The sequence below is a fragment of the Bacillus sp. GS3m_15504 genome (assembly GCF_055825275.1).
The window spans coordinates 1,225,574-1,243,879 of sequence record NZ_JBVVNL010000001.1 but is presented as its reverse complement, the minus strand read 5'-3'; the positions used below and the strand labels follow the sequence as shown (position 1 = coordinate 1,243,879).

Below are 18,306 nucleotides of genomic sequence, written 5' to 3'. Positions count from 1 at the left end.
ATCATTTTATTTTGAAACTCCCTATATAGTTACGCTTCTGTTTCTGATTCTTCGTTTTCCGCTTGTTCCAATCTTTGCTGCTCTGCAAGTTCAGCTGAAATCATCCCATAATAAATTTCTGGATACAATCCAAATATTTGATATACACTTCCTAAAAACGGCATCGGAATCCCTCTTTTCTAAAGTTGTATTGCCACTTTTAAGGATTCCCTTTTCATTCATTATACATTCGTTTTTGGCGTTTCTTCTTCATCATGAACGCTTAATAAATTTTGCCACTTTTTATAAGGAGCACTATTTGGATCTACATAACCTTTCGCATACGAACGATCCCACAATTGTTTAATAAACATTTCTTTCTCTTTCTTTGCAACCATATCGGCACCTGTACCGTAATAGTTTTGGAAATATAACTCAATTTCATCAAGGAATAATCTTAATAATTCATCAGAAGTTTCTTCTAACGTCGGGTCATATTTCGCTTCACGGTCATACATTAAAATCATATCTAAAATATTATGGACATGCTCTTTACGTAGCCATCTAATATCTTGAGCACCTAATACAAATGGATGTGTATATAAATGCCCACCTTGTATCATCGCCTTTTCTTGTTCTTCTTCAAATCTGGATAAGATGTTTTCATAAATGAACGGATTATGAAGTAACGCTCTGTGCAATTTATAACTTTCGCTTGAAATATTTTTCCCCATCGACTGAATTAAGAAACTACGTCCAACGCCGTTATATTGATAAACGAATTGACCATCAACAGCAACTAAACTAATCCAGCGATATATATACGCGTATAGAAGAGCTCGATTGCATTTATCGTAATCTAACTTTGTTTGCGTTGCATTTAAATCCGGCATGAAGGCTGGTAAGTGCCAATACTTATCTAAATGCGGCGTTAAACTAGATTTTTTACTATTCAACTTATTTACACGGCGATAGTAAGACTGAAAATAATCACCTTTATCATTCATAAATCCATTTGCAATATGTCCAGACGAAAGCTTAGGAAAGTCTTGCAACGATAAGCCGTAATGTGCACGATAACAAATGACCTCAAATGGTGAAAAAGCTTCATTTACTGTATCTTTTTCTTTAAACATTTCTTGCATTAATTCCTCTTGCAGTTCTTTCTTTAAAGATGGATGTATACCCCAATATTGTAATTCCCTATGATGAGAAACTTTTGGCACGAATGGACTTGCTAAATGGAACAAGTCTTCAATTTTTTCACGAACATATTCATCACGATCACGATTCTTATAATCCGCTTCTTTTCGTAATGCTTCAACGATGTTCAGCTCTAATTTATCACGATAGCGTATTTGTAATTCATCGTAACAATAGTTTAGTATGTGCTCACGATAAAAGTCTTCTACCTTTTTCGATTGAATCTCTTCTGTTTTCGCATCCCGGCAATATTCCCCGTATAAGCTCATATAAATTTCCGCACATATATCTTTCGGTAATACACCTAAATTTAAATGTTGTTGCATATCTTGCCATATCTTTTCTTGTAACTTCTCTTCAGCTAATACGTATACATTCGTTGGGTTTGTTTTTCCTTCAAATTCCTTGCTTCGTTTTTGAATTTCGAACAATAAATTTTCACGTGTTTCATGTAAATTATCGAAAAATCTTTCCCAATATTGAATCATTTTATTAACTGCTTGATATAGCGATTGATACACGAGTTCTAATAGCATTTCTTTACGGTATTCGTTTAATTTGTGTACGTACTGCGTTACAATATCTTCAAATTCCTTTTTAAATAAACGCTGCTGGTTATTAATCATTTTTCCAAACCAGCCTTGTTGCTGTGCAATTTCTACTCGGCGTACAGCTGTTACCGTTCCATCAATATTACTCACATTAAATTTCTTATCGTAGTTTTGAATTAAATTACGCTTTTGTTCATTATTTTCATGTAGTCGATTCATTTTTTCGACTAACTGCTTTCGAATTTCATACAACATAAAACGAGCTGCTACTGGATGAACAGAATCGGTTTTCTTTAAAAACCATGTATTTAGTTGATATGACTGTCCTTCAGAACCACTTGGTGAAAAACGGTCTGATTCAATCATGTCATATAAAAGTGTCGTTACATGTTCATGTACGCGGCTCGGAATCGCATACGCATATAAACGAACCGCATGGTCTACCCTTGCTACTTCACCTTTCATTTGTTCCGTCATTTTCAGCTTGGCAGCAGAAATTTTACACTCATGCTGCAGACGATTTAATTCTTCGTCTTTTTGTACCGTACGCTGTACATAACTTTCTACAGCTTCTAAAAACAGTTTAGATTTCGCAATACCAACCTTGCCACCCTCTGCTCCTTCACGCGTTTCATTGTACATTTGTCTATAAAAAATATGAGCCTGTTCTGGACGGGTAGCAAGATGTTCTAAGTCTTCTAAATAACTTTTCCCACGCTCTGGCTTTTCACGCTGCATACCACGTTTTACATCTTGATCATATCTATGCTTCTTCTCTTGAAACAATTGATCTAAATGAAGCCACGATTCATCTAAACCTTGCACGGCCCATTTTAAAGCACAATATTTTAACACATGCTCATATGGGTAAATAATCTTTGCCGTTCCGGCCCCGCAATATCGCCCTTTCCCGCTTGATTCTGCTAATTGCTGAATTTGATTATCTTCCTGTGCAAAATGATTTGCAGACATCGGACTAAATAATTGTAAATAAATCGTATTTGCCATTTGCTCCATATAATCTGATAAATTATGCAGATGGTGTCCATGTAAATTCTCATAATCGTATAAGAAACAATAATTGTACGGTAAATGATGTTGTTTAATCGTGTGATTTGTTCTCCCATCCTCATCTACTTGATCCGGTCGATACTCTAATTCAATCGTCACGCCACCGCGTTTTGATAACTCTCCAGTAGAACCGAGTGTAATCGCATGTAATTCTTTTAACGAAGCGTAGCCGTTTGCTTGCACCGTTTCAAACTCTTTCGCACTAACCGTTCTCGTCTTCACTAACACATCCGGCATTAGAAACGCACCACGTATTAAAATGTTGTGATGTTGCAGTTTTTTCCGAAGCATTTCACGTAAATATAATGCAATTTGTAGAAACATTCCTGAACCTGTTCCGCCCGCTAATGATGTTACGATAATGACACGTACTCCATATTCCGTTTGATCGCTTGTAACTGGAAAAATCTTCTCGATTTCTTGCCAAAAGGACGTTAATTTATCTTCTTTCATCGCAGCACGTAACGCTAAACGGGAAATGACGCGTAACTGTCCTGCTCCTTCTGTTAATGGTTTATCAAGTATAGTTGGATCCATCGGAAACCACTCTGGAATCGTCGGATCTCCCGCAATATACTCCCTAGGTGTTTTACTAGAGCTCGTTTGTGTCTTAAACTTTCGAATATGATCGAATTTACTCAATGTATTCACATCTGTATCAAATACGTGCATTGCTACCTTTTTTCGACGCTCCTCAGGTAGTCTTTCATATATTTGATGTGTCACAGTACTACCGATTCCACCTAAACCAATTAATATTGTTGGAACTTGTAACGTCATGTGAACCACCTTCCTATTCTTGCTTGTTTGAAAAAAGGAGGGAAAAATAATACTCTCCTCTTTTCCCCATCTACTATTCACACTCGTATTTGTAAATCTCCTTACCATATCCTCTATCAATTACTAAAAGTTCATTTGGATATAGTGTCTTATGTTCCATTCCAACCTCATCCTCTGTTATAAACATCCCATCAATAATCATTCCTACTACTTGTGACTCTTTCGCTACAAATATCGATTTCGATCCTTTCTTTGCTATAAACGTAACGGATTGCACAGTCTTCCTCTCTGCTCTATACGGAATACCAAAATAATGTTTCCACCATTTATTTTTGAGTAACTCTGGCTCAGATTGATATAACCAATCTTTTGCTACCTCTTGATCCCATTCGTAATACAATAATGCTTTCCGGTGAAATCTCGGACGGACAATCCATCCTAAAACGATTATTCCTACTAGTAACAGTAATAAAGTGATAGGAATAACAAACTTAAAAATAAGCGCATACTTTTCATAAAACGGCGCATTTTGAATATGGAGTGTTATGTCTTTCTTTACTTTTTGTAATTTTGAATCCTGCACTACGATGGTAGCTTCTACGGTGCCGGTATCTGTAAAATTGAATGTGTCGGAGTAATACGGTCGAGGATAAATATAAATTTGATTATCATGTTGTTTTATTTCATAGTTAATTGATTGTTTAGATGTGACACCAGTTGATTTTAATAGTTTCTTTACAGCCTCTTCTGTCATCGGCTTACCATCTAACTGTGGTTGTATAATAAACGGTTTACTATTCTCTAAGTTTGTTACTTTTTCTTTATAATCTTTCGTGACAGTTTGAAGTGATAATTCAGGCTTTTTAGTTGTTTCGATTTTAAATTCTTTCGTCTGTCTGTAAAACCCCTTTATGTTCATATGAACTTTCCCGCGTATTAATCCTTTTGTAAGCTTAGTTTCGTAATAAAACACATGTCTTTTATCGTCCCACTTCATCGCATATTGCTTTCCATCTATTTCTACTTCTGCCTGGAAGTAAGAAGACTGAACGGGCAACTCAGTAGGCTTTGCTTCAATAACAGCTGTCACACCTTCATACATTTCCTCAACATTTTTTCTATCCTTATCTTCTTTATCATAAGTAGAAACGTTGTAATTAAGCGCTGGTTCAACAAGTACTTGTAACCCTTCTTTCTCAATCTCCTGGTCCACTTCTATCGTATAAGTTCCTGGTTTAATAACTTCCTCATTTTCCGTACTTATATGAACTATATTTCCGAACAATTTCGCTTCGCCTGGTGCATGTATAGAAAAAGAAGATTGTAATTGTAATGGTTTAGAAATTTGTTTGACCTGATAATCGGGCAGAGAAGGCGATTGTCGTACAAGCGTCATACGCTTTAACGGAAATGGTGTTGTAATCTCTACTTTCTTCCCTACTACTTTCGTTTTTACAATCGATTCAACAGAGGAAAACGGATCACGATTTGCAACTAATGCTGCCACTTGATTGACGCTTTTTACAATACCATCCTCTCCACTAGATGGCATCGTAACTCCATTTATCTCTTTCTTCCATATTTCTTTAAACGTATTTAGTTGTGCCTTTTCTTGCTGTCCTAAATCCTCTTCCATCGTAATTAAAACCGGATGTAATGATATCTTTTTTTCATCCATTTCTTTCTTAAACTGCGCTAACTTCTGCAAAATTTGTTCTTTTCCGCCAACCTTATCTTTCTCTAAATCATTAAATGCCCCGTCAGTTAACACAATAAGCCAAAATTCACGTTTCCCATCTATATCGGCTTCCTTTTTTATAGATTGCATCGCCGTTTCTACTGCGCTAAACGGAGTATTTAAATACGTTTTCCATGCTCCAATTCCCTCAATTTCCGTTTGTCTCTTATCCTTCGTTAACGAAATGTTTACTGGATCATTTGGCTTGCTCATTGGAACGTAAGAAAATTTATCTTTTTCATCTAATAGCGCAACTAAACTTTGCAAAGCGTAATTGGCATATTTCCAGCGATCGTTATTTCTCATGCTGCCCGAATCATCATATACAAGTGAAACGACCCTTTCCTTTGCCTCCTCTCCTTTTGCAAAAGTCCAAAAAGGATGTAACCATATTAATAGAAACAACATGAATGTGGCACAAATTCGAATTTTCATGATGAGGCTTCGCCACCTTTGTAGACAAATTCCTATGTTTAAATTTATGAGAGGATACAAGATATATGACTTGTATTTTAGGACAACGAACACAGCATAACTTTATTATGTAAACAGTTATAAAAATTGATTATGATTCCTTCTAGCGTTTCCTATCCGATTATATAAGTAAAAAAGCCTGTTTAAGCTCTACACTTAAAACAGACTTTTCCTACTTTTCATATTGAAAACACTTAACAAAAAGTTTGATTTATTGCTTCACATACACTTCAACAATCGGATTATCTTTATGATCCGCATGTAAGCGTATATTCTCTTCACTTGTACTATAAATGCTAGCTAATAACATAATTGTTAACACGTTAGGAGTTTTTGCATCACTCCCATATTTCCTTTCCAGCGCTTCCTTATATTCAAAATCCAAATCCCCCTGCACATACGTATACACTTCAAATCCGTCTTCTAAATTACAAACTACTGTATCAATAATATCCGCCCCTACTTGCTTCTTCATTTCCTCTCGCAATGCTGCAATAAACTCTTCCCACGGTACTTCGTATGTCTGAAACTGATCTGTCGATTTCATGCCTTTTCCTCCTTATATATCCTCTTCCTATATTTCCCCTTTCCTATAACAATTATGATAGATAGGGCATTCGTACAAGCCGCACTTGTCCCCTTTACATATCGTATTACTGTAATGGGGAAGGAGGAATGAATATGCATAGACAAAAATGTTATGATACATGCCGACGTTACTTCGGAAAAGTTGTTCGGATTGAAGACCGTGATGGCCGTATACATTTAGGGAAAATAATCGATGTGACACAAAGCTCTGTATGGATTGAGCCGGTGCAACAGCGCTCATCTTTTGATTCAGGATTCGGATACTATGACGCTTATGCAAACGGTGGTTGTGATCTTTGCGGCGGCCTTAGCAGATGTGATAGTTGTGGATTTGGATGCGGTGGTGGATTCAGTAGCTGCGGTTGTGGTGGTCGTGGTTGTAGTAGTTGTGGTTGTGGCGGCTGGGGAGGCGGCGGTTGTGGCTGGGGTGTTGAACTCGGATTTGGTTTCATCTTCGGAATTACATTAGCTGCATTATTTTTCATTTAACATAGTAAAGAGTTGACTACCTTTAGCCAACTCTTTTTCTTTATTTTTCACATATAAAAATACGATGCCCTAAAATATGTTGGTACATAAGCCGTACATTTTCATGCTGTACCCATGCCTCATATAACTCATTCGGAATAAATTGTGATACATTCCATTCTGGCTCTTCTACATAGCTAGAAATCGTTTCTGCAATCGTGCCACCGCCAGCAATTGTAATTCTTTTAAAATTTGCTTTCTGAAATAATTGTACCCACTCATTCTCAGTTAATAGTTCTTTCATGCCATATAATTGAGCGATTTTTTCTTCCTCTTCCCTCCCAATGTGGGCATTAATAATCATTTCAATTACAACTAACTTTCCGTCCTTCTGTAATACACGATAGCACTCCGAGATAACCCTTTCTTTCTCTGTAAAAGCAAGTATCGATTCTCCGAGTACGAATTCAAATGAGTCATGCAAACAAGGTAATTGCTCTGCCTTTCCTTCAATTAATTGAATATCTATTCCTTCAGACGACCACCTATCTTTCGCCTTTTGAATCATAATCTCATTCTTTTCAACCGCCGTTACTTTATAACCACAGTCTTTTGTCATATACGCTGCTGTTTTCCCCGTACCGCAGCCTATCTCAAGGACGTTAGCTCCATATCTAAAAGGCAGTTGTGCTAACAATTGTTTTGTTAACGTAAAACCACCAGGGTGAGCACTCCCTATTCCGTAATACGCTAAGAAATCGATGTATGTGTTTCGTTTCATGGGATTCTCCTTTTAATTTTCTATAATACATATATTCACCCATCAAAAAATCGTGCACGTAAAAAAGCATTTCCAAGTGCTATACAGCAACTTGAAAATGCTCTTCTCTTTTTTATTTCTCTTCTACATACGCCCATTTAAAGCTATATTCCGGACTAATATTATGTTTCACAATTCCCTTTATATTTGGTTTCATAACATATGATCTAGCAGTTTGATATAAAGGCACAAGCGCTACATCTTCTTCAAGTAACAATTTTTCTGCTTTCCCTAACTCTGTCCAACGTTTTTTCGCATCAGCCATCCATTCTGTCTTACTTTTAGTAATAATGTCATCATATTTTGAATTTGAGTAGCTCATCTGGTTCTGCGAATTTTTTGTTTCAAACATATCAAGGTATGTCATTGGATCCGCATAATCTGGATTCCAGCCGCCATATGAGAAATCATAATCTTGGTCTGATTCTAATTTTAGTTTTTGCTTAAATGGCTGCAGTTTAATATTTACTGTTACACCTTTTAAATTCTTTTCAACTTGGTCTTTTACATACTCCCCAACTTTTTTCGCATTACCAGTATCATAGTTTAACAGTTCAATTGTGACTTGATCTTTTCCAAGTTCTTTTTTCGCTTCTTCCCAGGCTGCCGCTGCCTTTTTGGAGTCTTGTTTTAAACCATTTTTGAACGTTTCTGCGAAATCTTTACCGTCTGGTCCACTCGCTAAACCTTTTGGTACTAAATAATCCACTGGTTTTGAACCATCATTTAAAATAACATTCGTTAAAGCTTTTTTATCAATTGATAATGCAATTGCTTCACGTAGTTTTTTGCTCTTTAACGGTGTATCTTGCCCACCACGTTTTTGGTTTAGACGTAAATAAAACGTACTTGTTTCCGAATATGCACCAAATTCTTCTTTATTATTTCTATACTTATCAACAAATTCACCTGATAAAAGTGTGAAATCAATCGCACCTGTGTCATATAAATTTACTCTAGTAGCTGGTTCTTTTACTACACTATAATTGATTTCTTCTAGTTTGACAGTCTTTTTGTCCCAATACTGCTCATTTTTCTTTAATTTCCAACCTTGCTCATGCTTCCAATCAGTAAGCACGAATGGTCCATTATAAAGTGTTGTATCAGACTCTAAACCGAATTTATTCCCTTTTTCTTTCACAAACTTTTCATTTAATGGATAGTAAGACGCAAATGCCATTAAGTTCAAGAAATATGGTACTGGTCTTTCTAGTTCCACTTCAAGCGTATAATCATCTACCGCTTTTACACCTAATGTAGAAACTTCTCCTTTTCCTTGATTAATTGTTTCCGCATTTTTAATATAGTAAGCGATAAATGCATACTCAGCAGCTGTTTTTGGATCTACTAGACGTTGCCATGCAAATACGAAATCTTTCGCTGTTACTGGATCACCGTTTGACCATTTTGCATCTTTACGTAGTTTAAATGTATATTTTTTACCATCCTCGCTTTTTGTGCTAGATTCTGCTACAGCTGGGATTGGCTTATTGTTTTTATCAAGGCGATATAACCCTTCCATTGTATTCCCTAAAATTTGTGAGCCAAGTGTATCTGTATTTTTGGAAGTATCCATCGTCGGAATTTCATTCGTTTCTGTACGATTTAACACTTGCTTCGCCGCATATTTAATATCAGACTTCTTCTCTTCCCCACCATTATTAGACGTTGTAGTCGATTTCTTCTCCCCACCAGAAGATCCAGAACATGCTGTTAAAGCCATACTCATTGCCAAAACTGGTGCTACAACTGCCGTGAATTTTTTCATCTTTTTCTTCATTCTTGTACCCTCCCCAATTATATGTACGAAACTAACTTTGAGAGATTTTCTACGAACATAATCATTAATACTTTTTCACCAATTAACACGCTATTAATTACCCTCATTTTTAAAGTTTTTATTATCTTATTTTTATAGTAACTATGTATTTTACTATTATTACTATACGAATTCTCCCCCATCTACTATATGTCAGTACCACATTTCTTATTCTTCTCTATTTAATTGAATATAAAAAGAGCGTGTTAAAAATAACTTATCTACTTTTAAACACGCTCTTTTTTATTATTTACCTTCCGTTACATAAGCCCACTTAAAGCTATATTCTGGACTAATGTTATGTTTCACAATTCCTTTTACATTCGGTTTCATTACATACGCTCTTCCTGTTTGATATAAAGGAACTAATCCTGCATCTTCTTCAAGGAATAATTTCTCTGCTTTTCCTAACGTTTCCCAACGCTTCTTCGGATCAGACAGTAATTCATTACCTGCTTTCGCTACCATTTCATCATATTTTGGATTCGAATAACTCATTTGGTTATATGGGCTCTTCGATTCAAACATATCAATAAATGTCATTGGATCCGAATAATCTGGACTCCAACCTGCAAACGAAACTTCATAATCTTGTGCTGACTCTAATTTTAGTTTTTGTTTGAACGGTTGAATTTTCGTGTTAACCGTTACACCTTTTAAGTTTTTCTCAATTTGATCTTTAAAGTAGTCAGCAATTTTTTTCGCAGTTCCATCATCATAGCTTAGTAATTCAATTGTCACTTGATCTTTTCCAAGTTCTTTTTTCGCTTCTTCCCAAGCTGCTGCACCTTTTTTCGGATCATATTTTAGACCATTTTTAAACGTATCTTGGTAGTCTTTACCGTCTGGTCCTGTCGCAAGCCCTTTTGGTACTAATTGATCTGTTGCTTTTGAACCGTTATTTAAAATAACGTTTGCTAATCCTTTTTTATCAATTGATAATGCGATCGCTTCACGAAGTTTTTTGCTCTTTAACGGTGTATCTTGTCCGTTACGCTTTTGATTTAAACGTAAGAAGAATGTACTTGCTTCCGAATACTCGCCGTACTCTTCTTTGTTCGATTTATATTTATCAACGAATTCTCCTGATAATAACGTGAAATCAATTGATCCTGTATCATATAAGTTTACTTTCGTCGCAACTTCTTTTACTACACTATAGTTAATTTCTTCTAATTTTACAGTCTTATTATCCCAGTACTTATCATTTTTCTTTAGCTGCCATCCTTGTTCATGTTTCCATGAAGCCATAACGAACGGTCCGTTATACAACGTTGTATCTGCTTCTAAACCGAATTTATCTCCTTTTTCTTTTACGAACTTTTCATTTAAAGGATAGTAAGATGGGAATGCCATTAAATTCAAGAAATATGGTACTGGTTTCTCTAATTCTACTTCTAGCGTATAATCATCTACCGCTTTTGCTCCTAAATCTGTTAGTGGTTTTTCACCTTTATTAATTGCCTCTGCGTTTTTAATATAGTAAGCAATAAATGCATATTCTGCCGCTGTATTTTTATCAAGTAAGCGCTGCCATGCATATACGAAATCTTTCGCTGTTACAGGATCACCATTTGACCATTTTGCATCTTTACGTAATTTAAATGTATATTTTTTGCCATCCTCGCTTTTCGTACTAGATTCTGCTGCAGCTGGGATTGGCTTATTATCTTTATCTAATCGATATAAACCTTCCATCGTGTTCCCTAAAATTTGAGAACCTAATGTATCGGTAGATTTTGAAACATCCATCGTCGGAATCTCTTGATTCTCTGTACGATTTAACACTTGTTTCGCTGCGTATTTAATTTCAGACTTTTTCTCTTCCCCACCACCACTAGACGTCGTAGTTGATTTCTTCTCCCCACCAGATCCAGAACAAGCTGTCAACGCCACACTCATCGCTAAAACAGGCGCTACAACTGCCGTGAACTTCTTCATCTTTTTCTTCATTTTTGTACCCTCCCCAATTATATGTACGAAACTCATTTTGAGAGATTTTCTAATAACTAGTTATCAGAAAATTCTTATTAATTAATATTCTACTAATTTTTCTGGTTTTGTAAAGTTATTTTTAAAATATTTAGAAAATTTATTTTACTTAACGATAGTAACATTCTATTTTCTATGACCATACTATACGTATCCTCCATCTACTACATTTCATTTCTTCTCCACTCTTTCATTTTCGCGTTCAATCGTACAATAAAAAAAGTACTTCAAGGCATGTAGACTGCTTTGAAGTACTTTTTCAACTCTATTATTTTTCAGTAACATATGCCCACTTATAGCTGTATTCTGGGCTAATATTATGCTTAACAACACCTTTTACATGCGGTTTCATAACATAAGATCTAGCACTTTGATATAAAGGTACAAGGGCAACATCTTCTTCAAGAAGTAATTCCTCTGCTTTTCCTAGCTCCTCCCAGCGTTTCTTCGCATCAGTCATTAATTCTCCACCAGCTTTTTTGATTATTTCATCATATTTCTGATCAGAGAAACTCATTTGGTTATGAGAGTGCTTACTTTCAAACATATCTAAATATGTCATTGGATCCGCATAATCTGGGCTCCATCCACCATATGAAATATCATAATCTTGATCTGATTCTAATTTAAGTTTTTGTTTAAACGGTTGCAGTTTAATATTTACTGTTACACCTTTTAAGTTTTTCTCAATTTGATCTTTTACATATTCCCCAACTTTTTTCGCATTACCAGTATCATAGTTTAAAAACTCAATTGTAACTTGATCTTTTCCAAGTTCTTTTTTCGCTTCTTCCCATGCAGCAGCTGCTTTTTTCGCATCTGGTTTAACACCGTTTTTAAACGTTTCTTGGAAGTCTTTTCCATCAGGTCCAGCTGCTAATCCTTTCGGCACTAAATAATCTGCAGGTTTTGACCCATCATTTAAAATTACATTTGTTAAATTCTTTTTATCAATTGATAGCGCAATTGCTTCACGTAATTTTTTACTCTTTAATGGTGTATCTTGTCCACCACGTTTTTGGTTTAAACGTATAAAGAACGTACTTGGTTCGTTATACACCCCATATTCCTCTTTATTATTTCTATATTTGTCAACAAATTCACCTGTTAATAAGGAGAAATCAATTTGACCACTATCATATAAATTCACATTAGTTGCTGGCTCTTTTACAACACTATAGTTAATTTCATCTAATTTTACAGTCTTTTTATCCCAATATTGATCATTCTTCTTCAGTTTCCAGCCTTGCTCATGCTTCCAATCAGTAAGAACGAACGGTCCGTTATATACAGTTGTATCAGATTCTAAACCGTATTTATCCCCTTTTTCTTTTACGAATTTCTCATTTAATGGATAGTATGATGGGAATGCTACTAAGTTTAAGAAGTATGGTACTGCTTGTTCTAATTCAACTTCTAAAGTAAGGTCATCTACTGCTTTAACTCCTAGTTCTGTTACAGGTTTTTCCCCTTTATTAACCGCTTCTGCATTTTTAATTGGGAATGCAATGAATGCATACTCAGCAGCTGTTTTTGGATCTAACAAACGTTGCCATGCAAATACGAAATCTTTCGCTGTTACAGAATCACCATTTGACCATTTTGCATCTTTACGTAATTTAAATGTATATTTTTTACCATCCTCACTCTTCGTGCTTGATTCTGCCGCAGCTGGGATTGGTTTATTCTCTTTATCTAAACGGTATAAGCCTTCCATTGTGTTCCCTAAAATTTGAGAGCCCAAAGTATCTGTACTCTTCGACGTATCCATTGTTGGAATTTCCTGATTTTCTGTTTTATTGAACACTTGTTTCGCTGCTAATTTTTCTTCTGATTTGCTATCTCCGCCAGAGCTAGAATTTGTGCTTGTCTTCTTATCTCCACCTGATGTAGAACATGCTGTTAATGCCATACTCATTGCTAAAACTGGTGCTACAACTGCTGTTAGTTTTTTCATTTTTTTCTTTTTCACTTTCTGTACCCTCCCTAATTCTTAACGCTCTCATTTAAGAATTTTCTGATAATTCTGTTTTTCTTTATATATTTATCAGAAGATTCTTATTAACTATTATTCTACTAATTTTTTGAGTTTTGTAAAGTGTTATTATTGAAAATTTTTAAAAAATTATTTTATTACAGTAATATTCATAAAAATTCCATAATCTTTTAAAACACTCTACCTCATTGAATTGTATGTATTGATTTAATAGTCTTTATATCCCTTCTCTACAAAATACCTGTAAATTATTGTTAATAAATAATGTATATTATAACAAACCTCTTTTCTACAAAAATAAAAAAGTCAGCAAAGCTGACTTTTTATCCGGCCATTTTCTCTCTTTTCATTTCTTCTAGTACTTTCATATACTTCTCATTATCAAATTCATTTTCACTTTTTGCAACTACTACAGTCGCAATACCATTACCAATTAAATTAACGATAGCACGTGCTTCTGACATGAAACGATCTACACCAAGTAATAGCGCTAACCCTTCTAACGGAATAACATTCATTGCCGATAAAGTAGATGCTAGTACAATAAATCCCCCGCCTGTTACTGCTGCTGCTCCTTTAGATGTAACTAATAAAATAGCTATTATAGTTAATTGTTGACCTAGTGAAAGATCGACGTGAAAGACTTGTGCTAAAAATATAGTAGCCATGGATAAATAAATTGTTGTTCCATCTAAGTTAAAAGAGTATCCCGTCGGAATGACTAAACCTACTACCGGCTTCGAACATCCGAAGTCTTCCATCTTTGTCATCATTCGCGGCAATACTGATTCTGATGATGATGTCCCAAGAACAATAAGTAATTCTTCTTTAATATGCGCTAAATATTTCCACAAACTAAATTTGTACAGTTTACAAATGAAATTTAACACAATAAAAACAAATAATGCCATTGTCGCATATACACAAATCATTAGTTTACCAAGTGGTATGAGCGTGCTTAAACCGTATTTTCCAATTGTAAATGCCATTCCACCGAATGCTCCAACCGGTGCTAATTTCATTACAATTGATAAAATGTTAAAAAATACTTTCGATAATCTTTCAAAAAAGTCGATTACCGGCTGTCCATTTTTCCCTAGCATCGTTAACCCTGCGCCAAATAAAATAGAGAAAAATAACACTTGTAAAATATCACCTTTTGCAAATGCTTCAAACATGTTAGACGGCACAATATGTAAAAAGAAATCCATCCATTTCATTTCTTGACCACTTTGGACATATTGTGAAACATCTCCGCCCTTTAGTTTTGAAGGGTCTAATCCGTCTCCTGGACGCACAACATTCGCTACGATGATACCAATTATTAAAGCCGCTGTTGTAACAATTTCAAAATATAATAGTGCCTTCCCGCCAACACGGCCTACCTTTTTCATACTTCCCATACTTGCAATACCAAGCACAATTGTTAAAAAGATAATTGGTGCAATAACCATTTTAATCATATTGATGAATGTTTCACCAATTGGCTTCATCTCTTGTCCAACACTCGGCCAAATTGATCCTACTGCAATACCACAAATAATGGCCACAATAACTTGGAATGTTAAATTCTTTACAATTCTCATTTTTAATACTCCCTTATTTTTTCATTTCTCCCAAACTATTTTCATCAATAACATTTATTCTATGTGATGGCCCCCCTGTTATGTAACTTAAACCTTAACTTTATGTTACACTATTATATTATTTTTGAAAATAGTATATAATATTTAATGATAAACGACATACTATTAGACATAATAAAAAGCAGACATTTCGCCTGCTTCAATTTTCCTCAATCTCCTTTTCACTTAATCCTAGATGTGTCCTAAGAGTATTACTCAAACTCTGTAAATCTTTTTTATTAGGATTATAATAATATACACGTTGGCCGTTTGGGCCATTAGGTAAGTATAAATCATCACCTGCTAATTGAATTTTTTCAACCGAACAATTTAAACCGTATTTATAAAAAGATAAAATATCATCCATTGCTAAATTTGTTTTAAAATCACCGTCAACCGCCTCAACTATTTTTTCTAGCTTCGTAATTGATCCTACACTTTTTAATTTACTTAAAATCGCTTCCATAACAAGTTGTTGCCGCTGCCCTCTCATTGCATCACTATCAATATGACGCGTTCTTGCTAGAGCAAGTGCTTCTTCCCCATTTAATTTTTGTAGTCCTTTTTTCAAATGGATCGCATCAGGTTCATCTTTACTATTTTGCTCCGTAAATTCAACTGGAACATCTACTTCAATCCCATCTAACCCATCAATAATTTTAGTAAATGAATTAAAATTAAACTTCACAAAATAATCAACAGGCACTTGTAATAATTTTTCTACCGCTTCCACTGAAGCTTGCGGTCCTCCATCTTTACCATTTTTAACGAAACCACTTCCATATGCATGCGTTATTTTATCTTTTTTCTTTTCAACCGGCACATATGTGTATGTATCACGTGGTATGCTCGTTAGTTTCACTGTTTTATCGTCTTTATTAAAAGTAGCTAACAGTAGCGCATCTGTATGAAATGCACCATTATACTCTTTTTGTCGTTCTTGATTTTCATCTATTCCCATAATTAAAAGTGAAACATTATTGGTGATCGGTTTAACAGTTTCCTCACGTAAATTTGATTTTTCACCACGTGCTAAATTAACATTTGACTTTTGTACGAGATTAGAAGTTTTCATATATACATAAGCACCATATCCAACTCCACCAAATAGTAATACCGCTAGTAGTGAACTTATTATCGTTGTCTTTTTATATTTTCGTTTATATTTCCTTTCTCTTGAAGAAGAGTTATTCTCCATATAATTATCCCCTTTTTATTCAGATAAAATGTTTTTCATTTTTTCATAATTAGTGCTATCCTTTTGAAATACATTCTCTTTCAATCCTTTGTTTATTTGTATCCATTCGGTCGTAATCGAATATTGAATCATACCTTCGTGGAAACTAAGGAATTTTAGCATAATCCCTGTATTTTTCTCTACAACCATTTCAAATTTACCTCTTAAATCTTCAGATGTACTTACAGGCATTTCTATATTTACTGTTCCTTCGATTTTGTAGCAATCAAGTCCAAGATACTTCGTTTCTTTATAATTCCAATCTTTGTATCGAATTAATAGATCAGCAAATTCTGATTGAATACTATACTTTGCGAATCCCACATATTCATCATCATATCGTTTCTTCTCACCTGATTTTCTCAATAACCTTTCCGTAGGATTTAATTTTAATAGTTCATCGTTTCTTTCTTTTCGGTTCCATTTTGTCTCTTTATATGTATACTTCTCGTCATCAAACTCTTTTTTCTTTCCCTCGTTATATATAATTGTTCGTTTTTTCGCTAGTTTATCTTCTTTCGAAGAGATACCTCTTTGTTTCTCCGTATCAATCGCATACTTATACGTTGTAGCAATTCTTGACGAACTAGAATATTCCTCAAATTGTCCTGAAATATTTTTAAAATGATCAATGGAATCTAGCATCTTTTCATGAATCTTTTCCTTATCTGGATAATTTACATTTGATTTTATTTCCTCTTCATTTTCATAATCAGAAAATGCCTTTTTCTTTACATATTCAAATACTCCTCCGTTTTGAGCAAAAATTTGATCAGAAAACTCCGACATAGACACAATTGAGAGCACTAGGACAGCAGCACTTATAGCCATCATATAAACTCTATAACCTTTCTTTTTTACGGGAAGATTATGTAGTGTACGATTAATCGTTTCATTTAACCCTGGCGGCACTATAACATTCTCTTCCTTTATTCTCTTTTTTAATTTCTCATCAAATAATTTTTCACCATCCATCCTTTGCACCCCCTATTCCATCTTTAATCGTTTCTGTAGTTGTTCCCTCGCACGTGACAATCTCGATTTCACTGTTCCTTTTGGTATTTCTAAAAGCTTCGCTATACTCTCTTGATTCATATCTTCATAATAATAAAGCACCGTAACAGCTCTTAACTCTTCATGTAACGATTGAATCGCATTACACAAATCTATATCTTCATACTGATCGCACGCACTCACATTGTAATCATTCTCTTCTGTCACAATTACCTTTTTATACGCTCTAATAATGTTGTTACATTCATTCATTAAAATTCGAATTAACCAAGTTTGAAAAAACTCTTCTTTCTTTAATTTTTTTATATTTTCATAGGCTTTTAAAATTGTTGTTTGTATCGCATCCTCTATATTTGTCTCATCACGTAACATAGCCTTTGCAATACGATACATCTTCACTTTTTCTGTATGTATAAGAGTCATAAAAGCTTCATGATCACCTTTTTTCGCTAAGGAAACATCTGTTTCTTCTTTTACCAACATTTTATATAAAGGGATTACTTTCACAATTGCTCCTCCTGTTTCATCCTCGCTTCAAATTTAACTTTACATGTATTAGACGTATGAGCCTAGAAAAAGGTTCATTTTTTTGAATATTTTCACACAAAATAATATATTCCAAAGTCTTCCGAAACGAATAAAACCCACAGAGAAAGGAATTTTTCTCTGTGGGTTTTAATTTCTCTCTTTGAACAATCGGTTCTTCTCCGCGTGTTTGAGGAAATTATGAGCCACGGCGCTCCGTCCAAACTCAATCATCCCCCTTTGCTAATCCTCTTAATGAGAATCGACGAAACGACCGATTACTTTTGATGTGACAAGAATATAAAAAAATAATGTTTTTTAGATTTTTTTCTTTATTTTACCAAGTTTAATATATTATCATGCCATTTAAATACATAATAGATAAGACTATACGAAAAGAATTTAAAAAGAAAGGAAATAGCTTTA

13 protein-coding genes are annotated in these 18,306 nt (G+C 34.6%); 1 reads left to right on the top strand and 12 read right to left on the bottom strand.

Annotated elements, in window-relative coordinates; genetic code table 11:
- Window positions 1–29: 29 nt before the first annotated feature.
- From AC0L0O_RS06645 to AC0L0O_RS06630, 4 genes are all read right to left on the bottom strand, one after another.
- The gene (locus tag AC0L0O_RS06645; RefSeq protein WP_001116181.1) at window positions 30–164 is read right to left on the bottom strand and encodes a hypothetical protein; all 135 of its coding nucleotides are present in this window, start codon (window positions 162–164) and stop codon (window positions 30–32) included.
- A gap of 57 nt (window positions 165–221) precedes the next feature.
- Window positions 222–3,584: a tubulin-like doman-containing protein gene (locus AC0L0O_RS06640; RefSeq protein WP_131369160.1), complete on the bottom strand. Its 3,363-nt coding sequence runs from the start codon at window positions 3,582–3,584 to the stop codon at window positions 222–224.
- 73 nt (window positions 3,585–3,657) lie between these two features.
- Window positions 3,658–5,757, bottom strand: coding sequence for a vWA domain-containing protein (locus AC0L0O_RS06635; RefSeq protein WP_473785674.1), 2,100 nt, complete (start codon window positions 5,755–5,757; stop codon window positions 3,658–3,660).
- A 250-nt stretch (window positions 5,758–6,007) separates the two neighbouring features.
- Complete coding sequence (locus AC0L0O_RS06630; RefSeq protein ID WP_000842891.1) at window positions 6,008–6,343, bottom strand: hypothetical protein; 336 nt, start codon at window positions 6,341–6,343, stop codon at window positions 6,008–6,010.
- Window positions 6,344–6,477: 134 nt separating this feature from the next.
- Between AC0L0O_RS06630 and AC0L0O_RS06625 the strand changes: the two genes are divergently transcribed.
- The gene (locus tag AC0L0O_RS06625; RefSeq protein ID WP_000555000.1) at window positions 6,478–6,873 is read left to right on the top strand and encodes a hypothetical protein; all 396 of its coding nucleotides are present in this window, start codon (window positions 6,478–6,480) and stop codon (window positions 6,871–6,873) included.
- A 40-nt stretch (window positions 6,874–6,913) separates the two neighbouring features.
- On the opposite strand, the gene AC0L0O_RS06620 is transcribed toward AC0L0O_RS06625, so the two are convergent.
- The 8 genes from AC0L0O_RS06620 to AC0L0O_RS06585 all read right to left on the bottom strand — a co-directional run bounded on the left by AC0L0O_RS06620 (window position 6,914) and on the right by AC0L0O_RS06585 (window position 17,862).
- A complete protein-coding gene (locus tag AC0L0O_RS06620) occupies window positions 6,914–7,633 on the bottom strand; it encodes a class I SAM-dependent methyltransferase (RefSeq protein WP_000828272.1) in 720 nt (239 codons plus the stop codon).
- A gap of 112 nt (window positions 7,634–7,745) precedes the next feature.
- Window positions 7,746–9,452, bottom strand: a complete 1,707-nt coding sequence (locus tag AC0L0O_RS06615; RefSeq protein WP_000728464.1) for a peptide ABC transporter substrate-binding protein — start codon at window positions 9,450–9,452, stop codon at window positions 7,746–7,748.
- Between the two features lie 285 nt (window positions 9,453–9,737).
- Window positions 9,738–11,444, bottom strand: coding sequence for a peptide ABC transporter substrate-binding protein (locus AC0L0O_RS06610; protein ID WP_072181027.1), 1,707 nt, complete (start codon window positions 11,442–11,444; stop codon window positions 9,738–9,740).
- A 307-nt stretch (window positions 11,445–11,751) separates the two neighbouring features.
- On the bottom strand, window positions 11,752–13,455 hold the full coding sequence (locus tag AC0L0O_RS06605; protein WP_000727512.1) for a peptide ABC transporter substrate-binding protein: 1,704 nt from the start codon (window positions 13,453–13,455) through the stop codon (window positions 11,752–11,754).
- A gap of 347 nt (window positions 13,456–13,802) precedes the next feature.
- On the bottom strand, window positions 13,803–15,065 hold the full coding sequence (locus AC0L0O_RS06600) for a dicarboxylate/amino acid:cation symporter (RefSeq protein WP_001983479.1): 1,263 nt from the start codon (window positions 15,063–15,065) through the stop codon (window positions 13,803–13,805).
- Between the two features lie 199 nt (window positions 15,066–15,264).
- Window positions 15,265–16,302, bottom strand: coding sequence for an LCP family protein (locus AC0L0O_RS06595; protein ID WP_000430088.1), 1,038 nt, complete (start codon window positions 16,300–16,302; stop codon window positions 15,265–15,267).
- 15 nt (window positions 16,303–16,317) lie between these two features.
- Window positions 16,318–17,316, bottom strand: a complete 999-nt coding sequence (locus AC0L0O_RS06590) for a hypothetical protein (RefSeq protein WP_000348530.1) — start codon at window positions 17,314–17,316, stop codon at window positions 16,318–16,320.
- A gap of 12 nt (window positions 17,317–17,328) precedes the next feature.
- On the bottom strand, window positions 17,329–17,862 hold the full coding sequence (locus tag AC0L0O_RS06585; protein WP_000864751.1) for an RNA polymerase sigma factor: 534 nt from the start codon (window positions 17,860–17,862) through the stop codon (window positions 17,329–17,331).
- Window positions 17,863–18,306 lie beyond the last annotated feature (444 nt).